This window comes from Bacteroides sp. An322, assembly GCF_002161765.1.
GTDB classification, from domain to species: Bacteria; Bacteroidota; Bacteroidia; order Bacteroidales; family Bacteroidaceae; genus Phocaeicola; species Phocaeicola merdavium.
Window position 1 is genome coordinate 1 of the sequence record NZ_NFIN01000033.1, and the last position, 25,143, is coordinate 25,143.

The following is a 25,143-nucleotide window of genomic DNA, read 5'->3' on the forward strand; positions in this document are numbered from 1 at the left end:
AAAAAGAAACACCGGAAGCGGTGCTTCCTGCATCGCTGTGCGCAAAAATAATGGTTTTTCGGAGAATAACAAGGATTATAGAGGTTGTTTTAAATGAAAGAGCCGTGGGAAAAACATAAATTAATAGACTTGTGCTTCTTTTTTCCTGATAAATCCGTATCTTTGTGCGCATTTTATGGATTGAATCACTAATTTAAAGATAAAGCAAAATGGCACAAGAAGACGTTTTCAAGAAATTGGTTTCGCATTGCAAGGAATATGGATTTGTATTTCCATCAAGTGAGATATACGACGGATTAGGAGCCGTATACGACTACGGACAGAACGGTGTGGAACTGAAAAACAACATCAAGCAATACTGGTGGCAAAGCATGGTGCTCTTGCACGAAAATATCGTGGGCATCGACTCGGCAATCTTTATGCACCCTACCATTTGGAAGGCATCGGGACACGTGGATGCGTTTAACGACCCTCTGATTGATAACCGCGACTCGAAAAAGCGTTATCGTGCCGATGTGTTGATTGAAGACCAAATCGCGAAATACGATGAAAAGATAAACAAGGAAGTGGCAAAAGCCGCAAAGAAATACGGCGATGCGTTCAACGAGCAAGAGTTCCGCTCGACCAATGCACGTGTATTGGAACATCAGGCGAAACGCGATGCTCTGCACGAGCGTTATACGCAGGCGATGAACGCCGGACCGGACTTGAACGAACTTCGCCAAATCATCTTGGACGAGGAAATCGTATGCCCTATCTCGGGCACGAAGAACTGGACCGAAGTGCGCCAGTTTAATCTGATGTTCTCTACCGAAATGGGTTCTACCGCCGATGGCTCAATGAAAGTGTATCTTCGTCCGGAAACGGCTCAGGGAATCTTCGTGAATTACCTGAACGTGCAGAAGACGGGACGTATGAAAATCCCCTTTGGTATCGCTCAGATAGGTAAGGCATTCCGTAATGAAATCGTGGCACGCCAGTTCATCTTCCGTATGCGTGAGTTCGAACAGATGGAAATGCAGTTCTTCGTAAAACCTGGAACCGAGCTTGACTGGTTTAAGAAGTGGAAAGAAATCCGCTTGAAATGGCACAAGGCATTGGGCTTCGGCGATGACCATTACCGTTATCACGACCACGAGAAGTTGGCTCACTATGCCAATGCCGCTACCGACATCGAGTTCTTGATGCCGTTCGGATTCAAGGAAGTGGAAGGTATCCACTCGCGCACGAACTTCGACTTAAGCCAGCACGAGAAGTTCTCGGGCAAGAGCATCAAGTATTTCGACCCGGAAATCAACGAATCATATACTCCGTACGTTATCGAGACCTCTATCGGTGTCGACCGTATGTTCTTGAGCGTGATGAGCGCATCGTATAAAGAAGAGAAGTTGGAGAATGGCGAAACCCGTGTGGTGTTGAAGCTTCCTGCAGCCTTGGCTCCGGTGAAACTTGCCGTCATGCCGCTGGTGAAGAAAGACGGTCTGCCAGAAAAGGCACGTGAGATTATGGACGACCTGAAGTTCCATTTCCATTGCCAGTATGATGAAAAAGATTCTATCGGTAAGCGTTACCGCCGTCAGGATGCTATCGGTACTCCGTATTGCGTGACGGTAGACCATCAGACGTTGGAAGATAATTGCGTGACCCTGCGTAACCGCGACACAATGGAACAGGAGCGTGTGGCTATTGCCGACCTGAACAACATCATTGCCGACAAGGTTAGCATCACCAGTCTTTTGAAAACATTGCAATAAATAATATATAATGTGTGCATGAAGAATTTTATATTGTGCTTTTGGAGCATGCTCGTACTGATGTGCGGGCTTGTTTCATGTAGCGAAGACACGCCTGTTGCTGATCCGTATGCCAATTGGGAAGCGCGCAATGCGGCTTATATCGACTCTGTAGCTAATGTGGCTGCTAATCCTCCTGCAGGAGAGACGTGGCATCGTTATGTGAACTATAAAATCCAAAATGACGGAATGGGCACCGATTTGACCTTGACCAATTCGGATTATGTGTATGTAAAAGACTTAACGGAGTCTGATGTGGAATTGGGCAAGACTCCATTTGCTACAGATACTGTAAATGTGCATTATCGTGGTTGGTTTATAAATGGAGAAGTATTTGACCAAAGTTATAGTGGTGATTGGAATGTTATGGTTCATGAACCTCGTCAATTTGTAGTGGGAGAGCAAGGTATACGTACAGGTTGGACTACCGCTTTGTTGCACATGCAGGAAGGCGAGCATTGGGAAGTTTACATTCCTTATACTATGGGATATGGCACTTCTGACTATGGAGATATTCCTGCTTATTCTACATTGGTATTTGATATACGTTTAGAGAAGGTAATTCACCCCAAAGGACCGGATGACCGAAGCAGAAAGACTTTGAAATGAAGAATGAAGAACTAAGAATGAAGAATTGGTAAATGTACACTTATTCTTCATTCTTAGTTCTTAGTTCTTTATTTTTTTATTTATTATTCTTCGAGTAGTTTTACCGCATCTACATATTGCGCAATGCCTGCAGCTACTTGCTTGGCAGCTTTCATAGCCAATACTACGGTATGAGGACGATGGACTACATCTCCTCCGGCGAATACGCCTTTGCGTGTGGTCATGCCGTAGGGACGTTCTTTTACAATAACATAGCCCGTTTCGTCTACATCGATGCCCGTTGTGGTCGATACGATACGGTTAGCCGGACGTGAGCCAATAGCAAGCAGGACGCGGTCGAAAGGCAGGTCTTGGATGCCTTTAGGCGTTTCGGCACGGATGCCTGTTACTTTTCCTTCTTCATTTCCCAAAAATTCTTTGGTTGATGTTTTCCACATAAATTTCACGCCTTCTTTTACCGCTTCTTGATATTCACTCGGAATGGCACTCATATCAGCTTCTGTGCGGTGATAGAGTACCGTTACGCTAGAGGCTCCCATGCGGATAGAGGTGCGTGCGGCATCCATTGCTACATTTCCACATCCGATAACCGCTACCCGGTCACCTTCTTTCAAAGGTACGGCCTCACGGTTGATGACATTTTGATTAAAGATGCTTACCATGTGGAGTAAATAAGAAGATTGGATAATGCCACGGAATTTGCTTCCGGGTACATCCAATGATTTAGGAAGTGCCGTTCCTGTTCCGATGAAGATAGCATCGTAGCCTTGTTCAAACATCTGGTCTACGGTAATGTCTTTCCCTACGAGGCAATTCAAGACGAAATTGACGCCCAACGCTTCTATTTTCTTGATTTCCTTTGTTACTACAGCCTTCGGAAGGCGGTATTCAGGAATGCCGTACATCAGGACACCGCCCGCTTCGCTTTGTCCTTCGAAGATAGTGACATTGAATCCTTGACGTGCCAAGTCACCCGCTACGGTAAGTCCGGCGGGTCCAGAACCGATAACGGCGATTTTACCACGTGTCTTTTGCGGAAGTTTTTCACGTATCAGGTTCATTTCCGTATCAAAGTCGGCTATAAAGCGTTCCAATTTGCCTATTTGGATGCCTTTTCCTTTGGCATAAAGCACACAATGTCCTTGGCATTGTTTTTCGTGAGGGCATACACGTCCGCAAATGGCGGGCAAATTGCTCTTTTCGTTGATGATGCGCATAGCGTCCCCCATGTTTCCCATAGAGAGTTGGTGGATGAAGTCGGGGATGTCATTCTCAATCGGGCATCCTTTCTTGCAGGAAGGGTTCTTGCAATTCAGGCATCGTTTAGCTTCATCAATAGCTTCTTTAATGGTATAGCTTTCGTTGACTTCACGAAAGGTTTCTTTTGTTTCGTTCATATAAATAATCTAATTTTGTAAACTACAGGTTGCAAAATTAGATTATTTATTTCATGTATTGCTATATGTTGTTTACAAACCAGATGTATTTAACCTTTATTATGCATTGTAATCAAAAACGCAGATTAACGCAGATTCTCGCGGATAAAATGAATATTTGCGGAAATCTGTGTTAATCTGCGTTTCAAGATAAATAAAGGAGTATCAGAACAACGGAGAAGGATATTCGCCGCTATCTGCCAATGCCTTGAACTTGTCTACTACGCCTTGACGGTCGGCAGCATACGTTACGCCAAACCAGCGAGAGGTAGTATCGAGCACTTTCACCGTAGCGGTTTTTGAATTTACCAAATCGTTTACTAACAACGGAATGTAGAATTCAGCTTTCGGTTTATCGATATTTTCTTTTAAGAACTCTTTGAAGTATTCTTCTGAGTATTGGAAATAGTCGGGTGTAAAGCCCCACATGTTCATCGAAACGGGTGTGTTATCGGCGATGCCTACCCATTTGCCTTCTTCATCTTTGTACGATACAGTACCGTCAACACGCATGATTTCAGTGCGTTCTACTACAGTGGTCAGATGGCCTTCTTCATCGGTAGAGCAGATTCCACGCGCTACGGTGCCACTTTCGCTCAATGTATTTCCTACACGGAAACCCACCATGGCATATTGGTTCTTTGCACCTTCAGGAAGTTCGCTCAGGTATTTCCCGATTACGGCAAAACTATCGCGTCCGTAGAAATCATCGGCATTGATTACGGCAAACGGTTCGTTGATAACGTCTTTACCCATTAACACGGCGTGGTTGGTACCCCATGGTTTTACACGGTCTGCAGGGCAGGTAAATCCTTCCGGGAGTTTATCGGTAGATTGGAATACTACTTCTACCGGAATGTGGTTTTCATATTTGCTGATGATTTTATCACGGAAATCTTTTTCGAAATCTTTACGGATAACAAATACCAGTTTCCCGAATCCGCCACGGATGGCATCGTAAATAGAATAATCCATGATTGTTTCACCGTTCGGACCCAGTCCGTCCAGCTGCTTCAGACCTCCGTAACGGCTTCCCATTCCAGCGGCAAGTACAAATAGAGTTGGTTTCATATAGTATTGTTTTTAGTTAGTGATAGTGCAAAGTTAAAGATTTTTCTGTTAGTTGGTGTTATCAAATCAATCAAAATGCGATGTATTTCGGTTATTTTGTCTATATTCGCATTCAGAAAAGCGATTGATTGTCCGTATGAAGAAAAATATTCGCAGGTTGGGGATTATCATAGCATCCCCGTTTATTCTGTTTGTTCTGATATGCGTGTTGGTGTATTTGCCTCCCATACAGAACTTTTTGGTGCGTACCGCCACCCGGTATGCTTCGGAAGCTACGGGTATGCAGATTTCGATAGGGCGTATTTCCTTGGGCTTTCCGCTTGATTTGGTGGTGCATCGGACATTGGTGGTGAATCAGGGCGATACGATTGCGGATGCCGGACGGCTCACCGCCAAGGTGCAACTTCTCCCCTTATTGAAAAAGCAGATAGAATTGGATGGGTTGGAGCTGGCGGATGCGAGGGTCAATACGGCAGGGCTTATCGGTGGCATGAAGTTAGAGGGCGAGATAGGGAATCTTTTTGTCTCTTCGCATGGGGTGGATTTGAGTCCCGAAACCGCCATTGTGAATCAATTGACATTGAAAGATGCCCATTTGTCGATGTGCCTTGCCGATACGACGGCACAAGACACAACCGCTTCGGCACCGGTCTATTGGAAATTCCAGTTGCAGAAGATTGATTTTGAAAATGTCTCTTTTGCTTTGCAGATGCCCTTAGACGCACTCTCTATGACGGTGTCCGTGAACCGGCTTGCCTTACGTGAAGGAGATGTGGATTTACACCGCATGGCTTATTCGGCACGTACATTCTTAGTAGAAGAAGGTCGGTTCGGGTTCGATACGGGTTCTCATCCTCCTTTGGAAGAAGGACTTGACCCTTCGCATATAGCGATAACTGATTTGAATATCGGCATGGATTCCCTTTTCTATGCAGGCAATGACATACGGGCATTAATCCGTACTTTTGAATTAAAAGAGCGTTCTGGTTTGGAAATCACTTCGGGTGAGGGACGTTTGGTATCGGATGCGCATACTTTGAGTGTGCCTTCACTCCGCATCAAAACGCAGGATTCGGCTTTGGAGCTGAACGCTTCAATGGATTGGGCTGCTATGGATGCCAATAAAGAAGGGGCTATCCGGGCACGCCTGATGGCTGATATCGGTAAGAATGATTTGCTGAAAGTAGTGACAGGGCTTCCGGCTGAGTTTATACAACGGTATCCTTCGCGTCCGCTTCAGATACGTGCGGGAATAGACGGGAGTCTGAACGATTTGAAATTAACCCAGTTCTCTTTGGCTCTTCCCAATGCTTTCCGAGCCGAAGCAGATGGAAAACTTGCTTTTGCGTTAGATAGTACAAGGCGGAACGGAATGTTGCATCTTGCTATGGAAACCGAAGACTTGGGCTTTGTAGAAACACTTTCCGGAGGAGTTGTTATACCGAGGGGTATGCGGTTAGAGGGGCTTGCTTCGCTTAAAGGAAACCGGATTGGAACAGATATTGGTCTGAACGAAGGGAGGCATGGCAAGGTGACGCTTGCCGCTGGATATGACCTGATGGAAGAACGTTATCGGGCGCGAATCGCAATTGATAGTTTGAACCTGCATGCTTTCCTTCCGAATGATTCGCTTTACCGTCTCGATGCTGCTCTTCAGGCAGAGGGAAAGGGTTTCGATTTCTTTTCTCCCCATACGTGGGTGAAGGTAGACGGAAGTGTGTCTCATTTGCGTTACGGGCATCGCTTGTTTTCGGGATTGGCATTGGAAGGCAGATTGGCACGTTCGAAAGGAAAGCTTTCGCTTTCGGTGTCCGACCATGCGGTAGATGCTTCGATAAACTTGGATGCTTTGCTTCTCCCGCATCAGATAAAAGCGGATTTGGACGGGCAAGTGAAACGGCTCGACTTGCAAGCCTTGTCATTGGTAAAGAATAAACTGAACCCTACGTTGCATATAGAAGCCCATGCTCAAACCGATATGAAGGTGAACCATCGGGTACGGATATCGTTGACCGATATTCACTTAATAACAGAGGAAAACGATTTCCATACGAAAGACCTGCATGCCGGAGTGGAAATGGCTTCCGACTCCATCCGGAGCTATGTCAATGCGGGCGACCTGACTTTCCTTTTCCGTTCGCCTGACGGGATAGAGCGTCTGACTTCGAGTGCTACGGCATTGATGGAAGAATTCGACCGGCAATGGAAAGCCAAGACATTAGACCAGCGTGTGTTGAAGCAGCTCTTTCCTCGTGCCCAGCTCCGTATCTTTTCAGGTTCGGACAATCCGATAGCAAATCTTTTGGCGGCAAGCCATCTCCGGTACGACCGGTTTAGGGTAGGCATGTCTACCTCGCCCGATGAAGGATTGAATGCCGATATGAAGTTATATGGCTTACGTACAGATAGCTTGCGGTTGGATACAATCTTTTTCGATGCCCGTCAGGATACCGCCCGCTTCCTGTTCCATAGCGGCGTGAGGGCATTGGCAAGCAAGCGTCAAGAGGCGTTCGGCATTGGTTTGTGGGGAAGCGTTGACTCTACGCGTGCGCGTACGTACATTTCTTATTTGAGTAACAAATATGAAAAGGGGGTAGAGTTGGGATTGGAAGCGCGTTTGCATCCTGAAGGCATCAGTGTGCATGTTTCTCCCGACAATCCGACATTGGTATACCGTACGTTTCAGGCGAATCCCAATAATTATATTTTCTTGAAAGATAACGGACGTATTTATGCGAATCTGCGTTTGGCGGATAGCCGTCGTACGGGATTGGCTTTCTATTCTCCTTCCGATACCTTGAGCGGTCAGGATTTAACGTTGGAACTTCATCGGATAAGCATTCGTGAGTTCCGGAGGGTGGTGCCTTATATGCCTGATATAGCCGGACTTATTGATGCGGAAGCCCATTATGTGCAGACCGGAGACGATATGCAGGTTGCGGCGGATATCCGGGTGGATAGCTTGGCATACAACCGCCAGCCTTTAGGTGATTGGGGTGTATCGGCGGTTTATCTCCCGCAAGAAGACGGGGCGCATGGCATTAACGGGTATGTGACGATAGATGATGTAGAGGTGGTAAGCTTGGACGGAAGTTATGCGTCGGCTACCGAAACGCTTTCCGATAAATTAGAAGCGCATGTCGGGTTACATCATTTCCCTCTGCACATTGCCAATGCCTTTATCCCTGCCGGCTTGGCTACGCTGAAAGGTGATTTAGACGGAAGTGTGGAAGTGAACGGTCCGGCTTCTTCGCCTTTATTGGCTGGAGAACTAAACCTTGATAGTGTACAGGTAGGAGTTCCGCAAGCATCGTTGAACTTGCGCTTAGACCATCGGCCGATAAAGATAAAGGATAACCGGCTGGAGTTCGAGAAGTTTAATATTTATACCGAAGGCGAGACGCCTTTCACCGTAGACGGTTATGTCGATATGGGGAATTTTGAGGCGATAGATGTCAATTTAGGCATGATAGCACGGAATTTCGAATTGATTAATGCCAAGAGGACGAAGGAATCGTTGGTGTACGGCAAGTTGTATGTCGATTTCACTTCGACGGTAAAAGGTTCGCCCGATGCTTTGACCATGCGCGGAAACATGAACATCTTGGGGAGCAGCGATTTTACGTATATCCTGAAAGATTCTCCGCTTACGGTGGAAGACCGCTTGAGCGAGACGGTGACTTTCGTGGATTTCCGCGATACGGCGCGGGTGGATTTAACTCAGATAAAACCCGTGACATTGGGAGGCATGGATATGTTGATGACCTTGCACATTGACGAGGCGGTGCAGGCACGGGTCGACCTGAACGAGGACGGAAGCAACTACATGCTCTTAGAGGGAGGGGGAGACCTCTCTTTCCAATACCAACCCGACGGTAACATGGTATTGAACGGACGTTATTCCTTGATGAGCGGCGAGATGAAATATGAATTGCCCATTATTCCCTTGAAGACTTTCCACATCCAAAGCGGGAGCTACATTGAATGGACGGGCGATCTGATGAATCCCAATCTGAATATCAAGGCATCAGAGCGGGTACGCGCTTCGGTGGCTTCGGAGGATAGCGGCTCGCGCATGGTGAACTTCGATGTAGGAGTGAATCTGACGAACCGGTTGGAAGACTTGGGCTTTACCTTTACTTTAGAGGCTCCCGATGACGGAAGCATGCAGAACGAGCTTGCTTCGAAATCGGCGGAAGAGAAGAACAAATTAGCGGTGACTATGCTGGTGACGGGCATGTATATGGTAGAAGGGAATACCTCCGGAGGCGGCTTCGATACGAACAGCATGTTGAATTCTTTCTTGCAAAGCGAAATCAACAAGATAGCCGGAAGCGCCTTGAAGACCATCGATATCAACTTCGGTATGGAAACCACCGAGCAGGAAAGCGGAACTTCGCGCACCGATTATAATTTCCAGTTTGCCAAACGTTTCTGGAACAACCGTTTCCAAGTGGTGATAGGCGGAAAGATTTCGACCGGGAACGATGTCCAGCAACAAGACGAGTCGTTCATCGACAATATTTCGTTGGAATACCGGCTGGATAATAGCGGCACGCGCTATATCAAGATTTTCCACGATAAGAACTACGAGAGCATCCTCGACGGGGAAGTGATAGAGACGGGAGCCGGCGTTGTCTTGCGTAAGAAAGTGAGCAAGTTAGGCGAACTCTTCATCTTCCGTTCGCGGAAGAAAGCCCGTCCTGTAGATGAAGATAAGAGCGATGATGAAGATTAAGTGAACTATGGAAAAACGCAGATTTTCGCAGATTCACGCAGATTGAATTATAATCTGCGAAAATCTGCGCTAATCTGCGTTTTTAGATAAATAAACTAATTTATTCATGAAAAAGCGATACGCATATATATGGATTTGGTTGAGCATATTGATAGGTTTGTCCTCGTGCTCGATTACCAAGCATTTGCCCGAGGGAGAGACTCTTTATTTGGGCTTGAAAGACATTACGATTCAAAACGAGGACGAGACCGATGCGGGGCAGACGGCATTGGACGAAGTAAAGGGAGCTATCAGCATCGCTCCGAACAATGCTATCGTGACCTATCCGAATATCCGCTTTCCCATTCCCTTCGGCTTGTGGGTGTACAATCGCTTTGAACGCTACGAGAAAGGTTTCGGGCGATGGATATTCCGGAAGTTGGCGGCAGACCCTGTCTATGTATCTACGGTGAATCCCGATACCCGTGCCAAGGTGGCGAGTAACTTGCTTCGTGATTATGGGTTCTTCGACGGGCGTGTCACTTATCGGGTGGACAGCACCAAGAATCCGCGTGCGGTAAAGTTGAGTTACGACATCGACATGGGACGCCCGTATTATATTGACACCTTGCTTTATGAAGGCTTTGCGCCATTGACCGATAGCCTGATTCATGCGCATCTTGACGAGAAACTGGTGCGTAGCGGAGAGCATTTCAATGTCAACACCTTGAATGAGGAACGCCAGCGGGTCATCAGCCTGTTGCGTGATAACGGATATTATTATGCACGGAATGATTTCATCACTTTCCTTGCCGATACCCTGATGCGCCCCGGATATGTCACGTTGAAGTTGGTGCCGGAATTGAATTTGCCCAAAGAGGCATTGAAGCGGTATCGCTTGGGGAATACTTCGGTTTACCTGACCGGATATAATGGAGAGCAGCCGACCGATTCGTTAAGGCTTCGCGACTTCACGGTACATTATGCCGGTGAGAAGCCCGGACTACGTTTCGGTGTATTGCGCAAACGCTTTATTTACCGGAAAGGGGAAATGTATTCGCAAACCCGCCAGAACTATACGCAGGAGGCTCTTTCGCGCTTGGGGGTGTTCAAGTTCAACGAAATACAATACCAGCCCCGTCCGAATAGCGATACGCTCGACGTGCGGGTGAACGCGATGTTCGACTTGCCTTACGATACCGAATTGGAATTGAACGTGACGACTAAAAGTACGAAGCAGACCGGACCGGGAGCAATCTTTAAGCTCTCGAAACGGAACTTCCGGCGTATGGGGGCTTCGCTTAACTTGGAGTTGAAAGGTTCATACGAGTGGCAGACCAGTTCGACGGTAGACGGAGACAAGTCGGTGATGAACTCATACGAGTTGGGAGCGGCGCTTTCGCTCGATTTCCCGCGCATCGTCCTCCCGTGGGTGCGCGACCGGATAGACCCGTTCCGTTTCCCCTCGGAGACGCACTTCCGCATCTATGCCGAGCAGGTGAACCGCGCGCGTTATTTCAAGATGCTTTCGTTCGGCGGAAGCGTGTCTTATAGCTTCCGCAAGTCGCGGAGCATGAAGCATACCGTTACGCCGATTCATTTGGCGTTCAATCACCTGCAACGTCGGACGGCGACATTCGATTCTATCGCTTTGGCGAATCCCATGCTTTTCCATAGCTTGGACGACCAGTTCATTCCTTCCGTTTCGTACACCTTTACTTACGATAACTCTTGGCGCAAACGCCGGATGCGCTTGTGGTGGGAAAACTCGTTCACTTCGGCGGGAAACATCACCTCGGCCATCTATGCCGCATTTGGCAGAAGCTTTAAAGAGAAAGAGAAGAAGTTTTTAGGAACGCCTTTTGCCCAATTCCTGAAATTCACGAGCGAGATACGTCCTTTGTATTACATCAACGAGAAGCAGCAATTGGCGGGACGCCTGATGGCGGGCGTGATATGGTCGTACGGCAACAAGACCATTGCGCCTTATAGCGAGCAGTTCTACGTGGGCGGGGCGAACAGCATCCGTGCCTTTACGGTGCGCTCCATAGGTCCGGGACGTTTTCACCCAGCCGACAACTCGGCTTATTCGTATGTGGACGAGACGGGCGACATCAAGCTCGAAGCGAACCTCGAATACCGCTTCCGCCTCCTTTCGAACATGTTCGGCGGAAACCTGAACGGCGCAGTCTTCCTCGATGCGGGCAACGTATGGCTGATGCGTGAGGACGAAGCCCGCCCCGGAGCCAAGTTCACCTTCAAGCGTTTCTTCGACAACATCGCCTTGGGCACGGGCGTAGGCATCCGCTACGACCTCTCCTTCCTGATTCTCCGCCTCGACTGGGGAATCGCCCTCCACGTGCCTTACGAAACGGGCCGTTCGGGCTATTACAACATCCCCCGCTTCAAGGACGGCCAAGGGCTCCACTTCGCCATCGGCTATCCGTTCTGATGAGGAATGCTGTTTTTGTTTTTGGCATTTTCTTAGCCCATGGTTTCCGAGTAGAAGTCCAGCATGTCGTAGATGTCGTCTTGACTTGCAGTCTGGTTGATATGAATATCGCCTACCTCGCTGATTAAAGTAAAATTGACTTGTCCTTCGGCACTGTTCTTTTTGTCGTGGCACATATAGGCATACAGGCGTTCGTAGTCTTCGCATGTAAAGGCAATCCGTCCGTAATTATCCTTGATAAACCGGATAGTTTGGCGGAGCTTGTCTTTCGGAAAATTCATACGGATATGGGAATAATATAGTTCACAAACCATGCCGGCGGCTACGGCATAGCCGTGTAGAATAGGATGTCCGGTCTCTAAAGCGAAGCTTTCGAACGCATGGCCTACTGTATGCCCGAAGTTTAACGCTTTGCGGATACCTTTTTCAAATGGGTCTTGCTCTACGATGCGTTCCTTTACCGCTATCGATTCGCCTACCAGCTTTTGCAAATGGGCATAGTCGATATGTTCCATGTCGAAACCGACCAATTCGCTCCAATGGCGGGTGTTGCTTATCAAGCCATGCTTCAGCATTTCGGCATAGCCGGACAAGAGGTTGGAAAGGTCGAGTGATTTCAGAAACTCGCAATCTATCAGCACCGTATCTGCCGGTGCGAAAGCTCCGATTTCATTTTTCAAACCATTGAAATTGATGCCTGTCTTCCCTCCTACCGAAGCGTCTACCATGCCCAATAAAGTTGTCGGGACATTGACCATCGAAATGCCTCGTTTGAAAGTAGCAGCGGCAAATCCGCCCAAGTCGGTCACCATTCCTCCGCCTAAATTAATCATCAGCGAATGGCGTGTGGCTCCTTTGGTACTCAGTTGTGTCCATACATACGCCAAGGTTTCCAAGTTTTTATGTATGTCTTCCACTCCGATACAGATTTCTATGGCGTCTTTCAGAAAAGGGAATTTCCTGATTATCGGAAGGCAAAACACGTGTGTATGTTCATCGGTCAGGATAAAGACCTTATCATGTTCACATTTTGTTAAGGCTTTCTGCAAATCATTTTCCAATTGATTGCAGATGACAACTTCTTGCTTACTCATAGTTTTTACTTATTTTTTCGGCAAAAATAGAAAAAAGTCGGAAGTCTAAGGCTATTTGCCTTCAAAATTTGCCGTTAAAAAGTTCTGCCAAAATGTCAATAAGGTGCTGACAGAAATGCATACGGCTGCATCGCCCGATGAAGCAGGGTGCATCAGCCAATGCATACGGCTTCATCAGCCAACGAAGCCTGATGCGTTTAATGTTCAATAGATAAGCATCAAAAGGCTTTGCGGACATCGGTTACCCGCCTTTCGGGTTACAAAAAGAAAATAAGTATAAAAAAAGGTTTCCCGATTAAACCTTATATGGCTTACGGTGTCAAACCACTAGTTTAATGAAAATATGAAGAAAAGCAGAATATGAAAAAATGGGTTTTGGGGTTACTACTGATGCTGATGACAGCATCTGCCTTTGCACAAGGCGGCAGTAGGGGAAGAGTTTCGGGAAAAGTTATTGACGCAGATGATAAATTGCCTGTTATGGAGGCGACTGTACAAGTGTTGTCATTGCCCGACAGTACGATGGTTACAGGGCAATCGACTAATTTGGACGGACGTTTTTCCATTCATGTGCGTCCGGGAAACTACGTGCTGAGAGTATCGTTTATCGGATATACATCTGTAGAAAAGAAAATTTCTATAACGAATGCGAAGCCAAACCTGAATGTCGGGACGGTGGAAATGAGTATAGATGCCGTAATGCTGGATGCGGCAACAGTCGTAGCCCAGGCACCCGAAGTAACAGCCAAGGCGGATACGCTGATATACAACACCTCGGCATACCGTGTGCCCGAAGGTTCTGCTTTGGAAGAATTGGTGAAGAAACTGCCTGGGGCAGAGGTGGATGAAAGTGGAAAAATCACCATAAACGGAAAGGAAATCACGAAAATCATGATTGACGGCAAAGAATTCTTTGCTGACGACCCCAACATAGCCATGAAAAACCTTCCGGTAAACATCATCGACAAGATACAAGCCTATGATAAACAGTCGGATATGGCGCGTGTGACGGGTATCGAAGACGGCGAGGAAGAGACGGTGCTCGACCTGACCGTGAAACCGGGAATGAATCACGGTTTCTTCGGAAACGTGGACGGGGCGTATGGCACCGAAGACCGGTATAGCGGAAAATTGCTTGCCAATTATTTCCGGGACAAGAACCAGTTTACGGTTATCGGTTCGGCTAACAACGTGAACGACAACAGTTTCCCCGGCGGTGGAGGTTTCCGCAGACAAGAAAACGGATTGACGGCTATCAAAATGGCTGGAGCGAACTTCGCTACAGAAAACGAGAAATTCAAATCGGAAGGAAGCGTGAACTTCAATTACAAAGATGCCGACCAAATCAGCAAGCAATCTTCGGAAACGTTTGTGTCTACCGAAAACAGTTCATTTAAGAACGCCATGGACCATAGCCGGAACAAGACGACAAACCTGACCGCTGATGCGTTTATGGAATGGCGTCCCGATACGATGACCACTCTTATCTTCCGTCCGCGCATCCGCTACGGAAAGACCGATAACGCCAATTCCCAAAATTCGTACACCTTTAATCAAGACCCAGGATACTCCACCGATGAATTGTTCAGCACCGATGACCTTTCTTCATTGGTTCCTGAAGATCAAATCGTGAATAAGGTTATGCGTGAGAGTCTGAAAAAAGGGGATGACTTGACATTGACCGGTATGATGATTTTCAACCGCAGATTGAATAACGAGGGACGGAACATTACTTTCCGGGGCAGATACAACTATACAAACAGCAGCAGTGAGCAGTTCTCTTTATCTAATACCGAGTATTTTCAGCAGACTCCCGAAGAGCGTTTGGAAACCTTGAACCGTTACATTGATACCCCGACCAAGAGCAGCGAATACAATGTGCGCCTGACGTATAGCGAGCCTATCTTTAAAGGAGGCTTCTTACAGTTCAGCTATAATTTCCAATACAGCCGTTCCACGACCGACAATACGACTTTCGACATGCCCGATAACTGGACGATTGACGGAGACAAGGCAGGAGGAGCTTACAATGCAGATTTAAGTAAGAGCGCTACCTATAATTATTACAATCATCAGGCAGAAATCACGTTCCGCTGGATACGCGAGAAAATGCGTTTCAATGTAGGTATGTCTTTCCAGCCTCAGCGTTCTACGCTCTCATATACACAAGGTGAATATCAGGTAGATACCGTTCGCAATGTGTTCAACTTTACCCCGACACTTGATTTCCGTTACCGTTTTTCGAAGACCAGCCAGTTGCGTATCCGTTACCGCGGACGGACTTCACAACCCAATATGATTGATTTGCTTCCGATTACGGACGATACAGACCCGCTGAATGTAACAAAAGGAAATCCGGGCTTGAAACCGACTTTCACGAACAACCTCCGCATGGAATACAATACGTTCAATACCGAAACACAACGGGGCATGTTCTCATTCTTCAATTTCCAAAATACGATGAACAGCATCAGTAACCGCCGTACCTATAACGAAGAAACCGGAGGATATACCACCATGCCCGAAAATATCAACGGGAACTGGAATATTTTCGGTATCGTAGGAGGCAATATTGCCCTGAAGAACAAGAAATACACGATTAATACATTTACCCGTGCGAATTACCAGAATATGGTGAGCTATATCAGTAATAATGCGGACCTCTATGCTGCCGATAAGAATACGACTAAGCGGCTTTCGCTGGGCGAACGCTTGCGCGGAACTTATCGGAACGACTGGTGGGAAGTATCCCTCAACGGTTCATTAGACTATACCCATTCGCGGAACAGTTATCAGGAACAGAACAATATGGATACTTATCAGTTCTCTTACGGCGCCAGCACCAACGTCCGTTTGCCTTGGAATATGACGATTTCTACCGATATTTCTCAAAATTCACGGCGTGGATATACTGATGCCAGCATGAACCGTGATGAACTGATATGGAATGCGCAAATTGCACAAGACTTTTTGAAAGGCAATGCCGCTACAGTCAGCGTCCAGTTCTATGATATCTTGAAAAATCAGAGTAACATCAGCCGTACCATTAGTGCCGCAATGCGTCAGGATACAGAGTATAATGCCATTTATAGCTATTGCATGGTACACTTTATCTACCGCTTGAATCTTTTTGGAGGCAAGCAAGGCGGACAAGGCGGTCCGGGTTTCCATGGCGGACATGGTCCAGGTCCAAGAGGTCCCCGCCGTTTCTGATGTGCCTAAACTGAATAATTTGGCTATCTGCTTGCAAATGCTTGTTTTTTCTATTATATTTGCCTAATATTGTTAATGCAAATGATGAAAAACAGCGTCTATATAATCGTATTTCTGCTGTCGTTCCTTCCCGCACGGGCACAGCTGAATTGTACATTTACCCATTATTCACAAGAAAACGGGTTGTCGGAAAATTCCGTAATGGATATGGTGCAAGACCATGACGGCATGTTATGGTTTGCCACATGGGACGGTATCAGCCGTTTTGACGGATACGATTTTAAAGTCTATAAAGCCCGAAAAGACAATGCGATGGAATGGACTTCCAATCGCATTGACCGGCTTTGTGTGGATGTCCATGGCGATGTGTGGTGCATGGCGTATGACGGGCATGTATTCCGGTTCGACAAACGAATGGAAACCTTTACAGAAGTACTTGTAAGCGGTCCGGGTAAGGATTTAATTGTCACTTCAATGGTGCCGTTGTCGAATGGTTCCATTTGGTTATTGACCGATGATAATGGAGGCATCCGTATCAGCAGCGGAAAACACGCTGGAGAAACAGACCCGGAAATATGGCTCTCCACCGCTGCTAACGGGAAAGCGACACGCATCTATACGGCATTTCTTGATAGTAAAGGCAACGAATGGATACTTACGGAGAATGGACTTCAACGCATAGGTCCGGACGGTAAGCAAAACGCTTATTTTGTCGACACACGGAATAATCACTCTCAGCAGTCGTTCTTTGCCGTAGCACAGCACGAGCAAACGCTTTATTTCACATCAGAACAAGGCAGGGTGTGGAAATATTCATTGAAAGATGACATGTTTACTTTAGCTGAACTGCCTTATCAGGATGATATCACTCATGTCTTAACCTTGCCCGACGGACGATTGGTCTTGACTGCCCGGCGTAAAGGTGTATTGATAACTGATTCATTGCTGAATCCGGTACGCTTTTATGGGACAGCAGAAGGATTTGACTTCAATAAATATCCTATACGCAATGCGTATGCCGACCGTCATGGTGAAATATGGATAGCAGTAGACCGTATAGGATATATATGCCGCATCAATTCACAAACCGGCAAGTTTCATGTGGAGCAGATGAATGTAGAGCAGGATGCAGCAGACCGTTCAACTCCTGTCTTTTCGATTTGTGAAGACAAACATGGGAATTTATGGGTACATCCTGTAGGGGGAGGATTGGCTTGGTTTGACCGCGCCCATGACAAATTGTTACCTTTCTATGACGAGGCAGGTTCTCCGGATTGGCGTTTCTCGAACAAACTGCATGCCATGATGGTAGACCGGCAGGGGAATTTGTGGTTGGGCACTCATTCGAAGGGATTGGAAAAAATATCGTTTTTCAATAGCCATTTCCAACTGATGAAACCGCTTCCTTGTAATTATGATACCAATACCAACCAGATACGCGCTTTGTGCGAAGACAGCAAAGGGCGGATTTGGATGGGTACTCGTGACGGTAAAGTGTCTGTTTATTCGCACGAGTTTGAATTAATCGGATATCTTACAGCCAACGGACAGATTACCACTACAGGCTCTCCCATTTCCATTCCTGCTTACCGTATTATCGAAGATTCGAGAGGCACTATTTGGATTGCATCAAAAGGGACGGGGGTCATTGGACTTGTGCCGCGTAGTGATGACCATTCTTATCGTTTGACAAGCTATGCTTACGACCCAAATGATATTTATAGTTTAAGCCATAATAGCGTATACGACATTTGTGAAGACAGTCATGGACGTTTATGGGTAGCCACTTTCGGCGGAGGCATCAATTGCATGGAACGGCAAGCTGATGGAAGTTACCGTTTTATTAATACACGCAATAATCTGAAAGCGTATCCGATGGACCGTTGTGCCAAAGCACGTGCTATTCAACGGGATAAGAACGGTATGCTTTGGGCTGCTACTTCAAACGGACTGTTGTCGTTCTATGAAGAATTTACCCGACCGGAAGCAGTTAATTTCAAGCTTCATGTACGTGAGCCTAACAATACGGGAAGTTTGAGCAACAATGATGTTTACGATATTTTGCTTACGCAGGAAGGGGGATTGTTTTTTGCCACTTTCGGGGGCGGACTGAATGAATTGAAAAGCATAGAAGGTTCAGATAGTATCCGTTTTACGTCTTACACCACTGCCCAAGGATTGGCTACCGATGTGTTGGTCTCCCTTGCCGAAGATGCTGAAGGGAATATCTGGATAGGGACAGAAAGCGGATTGAGCCGCATGAATGTGGATAGCCGCCATTTTGACAATTTTCTGAAAGGCGAATTAGGTGAGGAATTGATGTTTGAAGAAAGTACAGCTATCATGCTTTCAGACGGCAAATTGCTGTTTGGCTCAAACCGTGGGTTACTGTTTTTTGACCCGGCACAAATTAACACCAACGAATATGTGCCGAATATTGTATTTTCGGGAATAAAAATAGCTAATGAGAATGTTTCTCCACAAGAAGGTTCGGTTTTGCCTGAATCCTTGAATAGCCTGGCAAGCCTTACTTTGCCGCATAATAAAAATACAATCTCCTTATCGTTTGCTGCACTTGATATGAATTTCCCTGAAAATGTCAAGTATGCATATATGTTGGAAGGATTTGACGCGAACTGGAATTACGTGGATAAGCAACGGACTGCAACTTATACCAATCTGCCTCCCGGTGACTATACATTCCGTATCCGTTCGACTAATGGCGCTGGAATTTGGGTAAAAAATGAACGGAGCTTTGACCTTACTGTGCGTCCGGCTTTTTGGGAGACTCCGTATGCATATATTCTCTATGTAATCGTTTTCTTGTGCATCTTGTTAGGAGGTGCTTATACGTTGTTTGTCATTTACCGATTAAAGCATGAAGTCTCTGTAGAGCAGCAGGTAAGCGATATGAAATTGCGTTTCTTTACGAATATTTCGCATGAGTTGCGCACACCGCTCACTTTGATAGAAGGTCCTTTAAGCTATATTATGAAACGCTCAGACCTGACAGCCGAGGTGAGAGAGCAATTGCAAGTGGTAGAACGGAATACCCGGCGTATGTTACGCTTAGTTAATCAGATTCTGGATTTCCGTAAAATACAAAACAACAAGATGAAGCTTTGTGTGGAGCAAATAGACATCGTTCCGTTTACACGTAAGATAATGGAAAACTTCGAGTCTGCTGCCGAAGAAAATAAAATAGACTTTATTTTTGAAAGTGAACAGCCTTCGTTGAAATTGTGGGCAGATGCGGATAAAACAGAGAAGATTATTTTCAACTTGCTCTCGAACGCATTTAAATATACACCATCGGGAAAAACGATTACCGTTTTCATCCACGAGAATGAAAGTTCGATTGCTGTAGGCGTACAAGACCAAGGCATTGGTATCCCTGAGAATATGAAAAAGTCGATATTTGTACGTTTTGAAACATTATTGGATAAAAACCTCTTCGCAAACAAGAACAGTTCAGGCATCGGGCTTTCTTTGGTGAAAGAACTGGCAGATATGCATCATGCGGCAATCCGTGTAGACAGTAAAGAAGGGGAAGGCAGTTGCTTTACCATTGAATTTCTGAAAGGCAAGGAACATTATGGAAAAGAAGTGGAATTTATTGTATCGGATGATGTAGAAAGCGAATCACAAGCAGCATTGCCTGAAACATTGCTAGACATGGAAGTGTCAGGCGATAAGAATACGATGTTGCTGGTAGAAGACAATGTGGAATTACGCACATTTTTGCGGAATATTTTCCATTCGCAGTTCCAGATTGTTGAAGCTTCCAATGGAATAGAGGGCACGGAAAAGGCGAAAAAATACATGCCGGATATTATTATCAGTGATATCATGATGCCGGAAAAGGACGGAATCTCTTTGACTCGTGAATTACGTAATGATGTAGCTACCAGCCACATACCAATTGTTCTACTTACTGCAAAAACGGATATGGACAGTAAGTTGCAAAGTATGGAACTGGGAGTAGACAGCTATATTACAAAACCATTTAGTGCCGTCTATCTGAAAGCTCGTGTAGACAATTTATTGGCGCGGAGGCAGCGTTTGCGTCAATTCTATTGTGAGCATTTGATGGATATAAACAACACGATAACAGCTGAAGAGGCACAAGTGGAAGAGGAAGTAAAAACTACGATGTCAACTCAAGATAAAGCTTTCATAGACCGTCTGACCGAGTTTATGGAAAAGAATATCGATAATGGGGATTTAGTCGTAGACAATTTGGTGCAGGAAATGGCTGTTAGCCGTTCGGTATTCTTTAAGAAGCTAAAATCGTTGACAGGACTGGCTCCGGTTGAGTTTATTAAGGAAATGCGTGTGAAACGTGCTGCCCAACTTATTGAGACAGGCGAATTCAATATGACACAAATCGCTTATATGGTAGGCATCAATGACCCACGTTACTTCAGCAAATGTTTCAAGCAACGCTTCGGCATGACGCCTACGGAATATAAAGAGAAAACCCGGAATAATTGAACGTTTATTTAAGTAATGAGGGTGAAAACCATTCAATTCTAGCATTGATGAATTCCTTTACGGTTTCCCTTAAATCCTTGTCTAGAAGTGCATAAACTTTCTCTTGAATAAACGTAGGAAGCGTGTATTGATGATAGGCTTCTGCAATGCCTCCTGTGATGCAAGCCAACGTATCGCTATCTCCTCCTAACGAAACAGCAAGCCTTATGGCATCTTCATAGTCTTTGCTTTCTAAAAATGCGATAAAGGCTTCGGGCACTGTGCCTTGACAGCTTTCATTGAAGCGGTAAGCCGGGCGAATTTCATCACACGTCCGGTTTAAGTCGTATCCGAAAGTTTTCTCTATGAAATCTTTGATATCCTTTTTCGTCTTTTTGTTTCGGGCTAAAAAGATACCGGCAGCAACAGCTTGTGCTCCTTTTATTCCTTCAGGATGATTATGGGTGACTATGGCGGTTTCTTTCGCTACTCTCATCGTTTCTTCCAAAGAATCGAAATACCAGCCGACAGGACTTACACGCATGGCAGAACCATTTCCCCAACTATTGTAGGGTTTTGGATTCTTTTCGTGTAACCAGATAGAGAATCTTCCTCCATATCCTCCCATAGGACAGGGATATGTCTTTCCATAATGTTGCATAACTTGCGCTAAATCACCTCCATGCATCAGCCAGTCCGCTACAGCAACGGTCATAATTGTATCGTCTGTGTAAGAAGAATCTTCACAGAACAGGGGAAAATTTTTTGTCTTGACGTTATTGAACTCATATACCGAGCCAATAATGTCACCTGCTATTGCTCCTAACATAGATTTATTATTGTTTTTGTTTTTGCAAATATACGAAATGTATAGAGATTATAGGAGATGAAATAAAAAAGAATGCTTTTTATTTGCAGATTCAAAATAAAGCATTACCTTTGCATCCGCAATTCGGGGTGTAGCTCAGCCCGGTTAGAGTACGCGTCTGGGGGGCGTGTGGTCGCTGGTTCGAATCCAGTCACCCCGACTGGTGAAAATGAAGGAGTTAAGCGGTAGGCTTAGCTCCTTTTTATTTTGCGAATGACACATTTATGACACAAATTATTCCCATTTCTGATGAATGACACAACAAATACAAAATAGCAATAACCTTTCTTCTTTCATTTATTATTATTCATATTCTTTCTTCATGGGAATAAAGAAGTAACGATTTTACACTTGGTTAAAATGATTTCTCATTTACTCTCGATGGAAAGTCCTAAAATTTAAAAAATTGTTATTATCTTCGCCTTATTAAATTAAGACCGAATATGAACAGCAATATCACTACCTACATTGAAGAGCTTAATAAAGTTTATCAAACCCAACAAGCAACTGAAGCAACCTATCGTGGAATACTTCAGAATCTGATAAAGGCATTGTTACCTAAGGTCACCATTATACATGAACCAAAAAGGTCTGCTTATGGTGTTCCTGATTACAAAATATTGAAAAATGATATTGCCATCTCTTTCATAGAAACCAAGAACCTAAATGATAAGGATTTAAAGGGTGAAAAGGAAAAACTGCATAAAGAGCAGTTTGACAGATATAAATCTGCATTAAACACTATTGTTTTTACAGACTATTTAACTTTTCACCTGTATGAAAATGGAGAATTAACCTCTTCTGCGAACATCGCAAATATAGTAAACCAGACTATAATAGCAACAGAGGATGAAAAAGAAGAAGCTGTTTTCTTAAAGATTATACAAACGTTAGGAAATGCAAGTCCTCAGAAAATAACACAAGCAGGAAAACTTGCTGAAATCATGGCTGCAAAAGCTAAACTAATAGCCACAATTATTGGCAGTGCCATGAGTGAGAATAAGACTGATGAAGACAAAAATCTCCATGATAAATTATCTGTCTTTCAAAAAATCTTAGTACATGACATGGACGAAAAACAATTTGCGGATTTTTATGCCCAAACAATTGTTTACGGAATGTTCATTGCAAGAATTAATGACAAAACCCCTAAAACATTCAGCCGGTTAGAAGCAGCGGAACTTATCCCAAGTTTTAATCCGTTTCTGAAGAAAATATTCAAAAATATAGCATTAGCGGAACTACATAGTTGTATTGTCTGGATTGTTGATGATTTGGCGGAAATATTCAGAGTGACCGATATGGCTAAGGTTCTGAGAAATTACGGTAAAGAAACCGGACGTAAAGACCCTATCATACATTTCTATGAAGAATTTCTTGAAGAATACAACCCCAAAATAAGGGAAGAATTCGGTGTGTGGTACACTCCAGCGCAAGTGGTTCATTTTATAGTAGACGCTGTAAACGACATACTGATTGATGAATTTGGTATTGAAAACGGATTGGCAGATAACTCTAAAATAGAAATAACAGACCACAATGGCAACGCCAAAGAAATACACCGTATTCAAGTTTTAGACCCAGCTACAGGAACAGGAACCTTTTTAGCTGAGGCCTGTCATGTCATTCACTCCTATTACAAAGGTCAGGAAGGCTTGTGGCCGGAAGATGTAATCAAGCACCTGATTCCTCGGATTAATGGTTTTGAGTATCTGATGGCTCCATATACGATGGCACACCTGAAATTAGCAACAGCATTACAATTGGATCAAAATAAGGGCAAATTACCTGAAAGACTCAATATATATCTTACAAACTCTCTTGAAGAGGAGCAACCGGAAACGAAACTTGATTTCGGAACGTTTGTTTCTGATGAAGCCAATGCTGCCAACGCCTTAAAAAGAGAAACTCCAGTCATGGTAGTAATGGGTAATCCACCATATAATGAAAAATCCGCCAATAAAGGAAAATGGATTATGGATTTAATGGACGATTACAAACAAGAGCCAGGCGAAAGTAAGAAAGTTATAAAAGTCAACAAACGAACTAAACAGAAAACATTTAAGAATACACTGAAAGAACGTAATCCCAAAGGCATCAATAACGATTACTGTAAGTTTATCCGTTTGGGACAGCATTTTGTCAACCGGACTCAAGAAGGTGTTCTGGCATATATTACAGCGAATACCTTTCTTGATACGCGATTGTTTAGAGGAATGAGGTATGACCTGCTTAAGACATTCGACAAGATATACATTGTCAATCTGCATGGTTCGACCATGAGAAATGAAAGTACCTCAGAACTTAAAGACCAATGTATATTCGACATTATGCAAGGGGTGTCAATCAATATCTTTATCAAAAAGAAAGATAAAGAAACATCTCCGCTTGCCCAAGTATTCTATAAAGACATCTATGGCAGCAGAAAATTAAAGCTGAATTTCCTTGCTGAAAACAAGTTAAGCACCGTTGATTTTCAGGAGATAGTTCCTTCTGCACCATTATATATCTTCAGACCACATGACAACCTTCTGCAAGAAGTCTATGAAAGTGGATTCAAGATAGATAAATTAATGCCCAATTATGTACAAGGATTTAAAACAGGTAAAGATGAAATTTCAATTCAATTTGACAAAGAGCTATTAGAAGAACTATGCAAAGACATATTGAATAATAATAGTCATGATGTCATAACAAAATATTCTTTACCGGATAATGCCGTTCAGAAAATACAGTCAATCAGAAAAGAAATTACTACATCTAATTATAATTGGAAAAACAATTTATGCAAAATAAATTATAGGCCTTTCGATAATAGATGGACTATTTATGGGAAAATCTTTATGGACAGACACCGTCCTGAGATACAAATTTGGTATCAAGGTGGGAAGGATGCTCACCGATGATTGATATGAATTGCTCTATTTATAATCCAAAAGACGAAGACAGTGATTATTACCCTGTGGCAAGCTACTCTCCTTGGTCTGCCCTTTTAGGTATGGATATTCATATTGACGAAGATGTAACAATCACTTTACAAGAACTGACAGCCGGACTACTTTGGGAAATCACTTATTACGGAGAAACGGAAGAAATGGTTCAAGAACATCTTGAAAAACTGTTCAAATAGCTAATTTTGTAAAAGGAACTCACAAAAAGGAATAGTATGACAAAAGATTTATTCCCTAACTTCGTCAACGTGTCACCCCAAACTCATCAGAGAGAACAATGGCGCGATAAGTTGACGAAGTCAGGAAAAAATAACTTTCCCATAGCAAAAAAAGTCCCCGGCATCCGACTGGATACCAGGGACCCCCACTTAAAACGGCGGCTGCCTACTCTCCCACTTGCGCAGTACCATCGGCGATGCGAAGCTTAACTTCTCTGTTCGGAATGGGAAGAGGTGGAACCTTCGCG

General features: G+C 44.7%; 12 protein-coding genes, 1 tRNA gene and 1 rRNA gene. 9 read left to right on the forward strand and 5 right to left on the reverse strand.

The genetic code is table 11. The features are described 5' to 3' along the window. Window positions 1-209: 209 nt before the first annotated feature. Both B5F91_RS13315 and B5F91_RS13320 read left to right on the forward strand, forming a co-directional pair. Window positions 210-1,754, forward strand: coding sequence for a glycine--tRNA ligase (locus B5F91_RS13315; RefSeq protein ID WP_087429550.1), 1,545 nt, complete (start codon window positions 210-212; stop codon window positions 1,752-1,754). Between the two features lie 18 nt (window positions 1,755-1,772). Next, entirely contained in the window at window positions 1,773-2,402 is a 630-nt protein-coding gene (locus B5F91_RS13320) for an FKBP-type peptidyl-prolyl cis-trans isomerase (protein ID WP_087429551.1), read from the forward strand. 83 nt (window positions 2,403-2,485) lie between these two features. Here the strand turns inward: B5F91_RS13320 and B5F91_RS13325 are convergent, their stop codons facing one another. Further along, a complete protein-coding gene (locus tag B5F91_RS13325) occupies window positions 2,486-3,799 on the reverse strand; it encodes an NAD(P)-dependent oxidoreductase (protein WP_087429552.1) in 1,314 nt (437 codons plus the stop codon). A gap of 204 nt (window positions 3,800-4,003) precedes the next feature. Next, window positions 4,004-4,909 carry a nucleotidyltransferase gene (locus B5F91_RS13330; protein WP_087429553.1) on the reverse strand — a complete coding sequence of 302 codons (906 nt, stop codon included), beginning with the start codon at window positions 4,907-4,909 and terminating at the stop codon, window positions 4,004-4,006. 136 nt (window positions 4,910-5,045) lie between these two features. Between B5F91_RS13330 and B5F91_RS13335 the strand changes: the two genes are divergently transcribed. Next, window positions 5,046-9,647: a translocation/assembly module TamB domain-containing protein gene (locus B5F91_RS13335; RefSeq protein ID WP_087429561.1), complete on the forward strand. Its 4,602-nt coding sequence runs from the start codon at window positions 5,046-5,048 to the stop codon at window positions 9,645-9,647. A gap of 106 nt (window positions 9,648-9,753) precedes the next feature. After that, window positions 9,754-12,078, forward strand: a complete 2,325-nt coding sequence (locus B5F91_RS13340; protein WP_087429554.1) for a BamA/TamA family outer membrane protein — start codon at window positions 9,754-9,756, stop codon at window positions 12,076-12,078. Window positions 12,079-12,110: 32 nt separating this feature from the next. Here B5F91_RS13340 and aroB read toward each other — a convergent pair whose 3' ends face one another. Next, window positions 12,111-13,172, reverse strand: coding sequence for a 3-dehydroquinate synthase (gene aroB / locus B5F91_RS13345; RefSeq protein ID WP_087429555.1), 1,062 nt, complete (start codon window positions 13,170-13,172; stop codon window positions 12,111-12,113). Between the two features lie 360 nt (window positions 13,173-13,532). On the opposite strand from aroB, the gene B5F91_RS13350 reads away from it, so the two are divergent. Next, a complete protein-coding gene (locus B5F91_RS13350) occupies window positions 13,533-16,385 on the forward strand; it encodes a TonB-dependent receptor (protein ID WP_087429556.1) in 2,853 nt (950 codons plus the stop codon). A gap of 84 nt (window positions 16,386-16,469) precedes the next feature. Then, complete coding sequence (locus tag B5F91_RS13355; protein ID WP_162611712.1) at window positions 16,470-20,879, forward strand: hybrid sensor histidine kinase/response regulator transcription factor; 4,410 nt, start codon at window positions 16,470-16,472, stop codon at window positions 20,877-20,879. 4 nt (window positions 20,880-20,883) lie between these two features. On the opposite strand, the gene B5F91_RS13360 is transcribed toward B5F91_RS13355, so the two are convergent. Then, window positions 20,884-21,687, reverse strand: a complete 804-nt coding sequence (locus tag B5F91_RS13360) for an ADP-ribosylglycohydrolase family protein (RefSeq protein ID WP_087429558.1) — start codon at window positions 21,685-21,687, stop codon at window positions 20,884-20,886. A 124-nt stretch (window positions 21,688-21,811) separates the two neighbouring features. On the opposite strand from B5F91_RS13360, the gene B5F91_RS13365 reads away from it, so the two are divergent. The 3 genes from B5F91_RS13365 to B5F91_RS13375 all read left to right on the forward strand — a co-directional run bounded on the left by B5F91_RS13365 (window position 21,812) and on the right by B5F91_RS13375 (window position 24,856). After that, window positions 21,812-21,886 (forward strand) — tRNA-Pro (locus B5F91_RS13365). 283 nt (window positions 21,887-22,169) lie between these two features. Next, window positions 22,170-24,632: a type ISP restriction/modification enzyme gene (locus B5F91_RS13370; protein ID WP_087429559.1), complete on the forward strand. Its 2,463-nt coding sequence runs from the start codon at window positions 22,170-22,172 to the stop codon at window positions 24,630-24,632. A 5-nt stretch (window positions 24,633-24,637) separates the two neighbouring features. Further along, window positions 24,638-24,856 (forward strand): DUF6557 family protein, encoded by a 219-nt coding sequence (locus tag B5F91_RS13375; RefSeq protein ID WP_144025128.1) that lies wholly within the window; start codon window positions 24,638-24,640, stop codon window positions 24,854-24,856. A 192-nt stretch (window positions 24,857-25,048) separates the two neighbouring features. Here the strand turns inward: B5F91_RS13375 and rrf are convergent. Further along, window positions 25,049-25,143 (reverse strand): 5S ribosomal RNA (gene rrf / locus B5F91_RS13380); the annotation flags it as partial.

Bases quoted from the DNA above. Each gene is read 5' to 3' on its own strand.
- B5F91_RS13315 (WP_087429550.1), top strand. From the start codon at position 210: ATGGCACAAGAAGACGTTTTCAAGAAATTGGTTTCGCATTGCAAGGAA.
- B5F91_RS13320 (WP_087429551.1), top strand. From the start codon at position 1,773: ATGAAGAATTTTATATTGTGCTTTTGGAGCATGCTCGTACTGATGTGC.
- B5F91_RS13325 (WP_087429552.1), bottom strand. From the start codon at position 3,799: ATGAACGAAACAAAAGAAACCTTTCGTGAAGTCAACGAAAGCTATACC.
- B5F91_RS13330 (WP_087429553.1), bottom strand. From the start codon at position 4,909: ATGAAACCAACTCTATTTGTACTTGCCGCTGGAATGGGAAGCCGTTAC.
- B5F91_RS13335 (WP_087429561.1), top strand. From the start codon at position 5,046: ATGAAGAAAAATATTCGCAGGTTGGGGATTATCATAGCATCCCCGTTT.
- B5F91_RS13340 (WP_087429554.1), top strand. From the start codon at position 9,754: ATGAAAAAGCGATACGCATATATATGGATTTGGTTGAGCATATTGATA.
- aroB (WP_087429555.1), bottom strand. From the start codon at position 13,172: ATGAGTAAGCAAGAAGTTGTCATCTGCAATCAATTGGAAAATGATTTG.
- B5F91_RS13350 (WP_087429556.1), top strand. From the start codon at position 13,533: ATGAAAAAATGGGTTTTGGGGTTACTACTGATGCTGATGACAGCATCT.
- B5F91_RS13355 (WP_162611712.1), top strand. From the start codon at position 16,470: ATGAAAAACAGCGTCTATATAATCGTATTTCTGCTGTCGTTCCTTCCC.
- B5F91_RS13360 (WP_087429558.1), bottom strand. From the start codon at position 21,687: ATGTTAGGAGCAATAGCAGGTGACATTATTGGCTCGGTATATGAGTTC.
- B5F91_RS13370 (WP_087429559.1), top strand. From the start codon at position 22,170: ATGAACAGCAATATCACTACCTACATTGAAGAGCTTAATAAAGTTTAT.
- B5F91_RS13375 (WP_144025128.1), top strand. From the start codon at position 24,638: ATGAATTGCTCTATTTATAATCCAAAAGACGAAGACAGTGATTATTAC.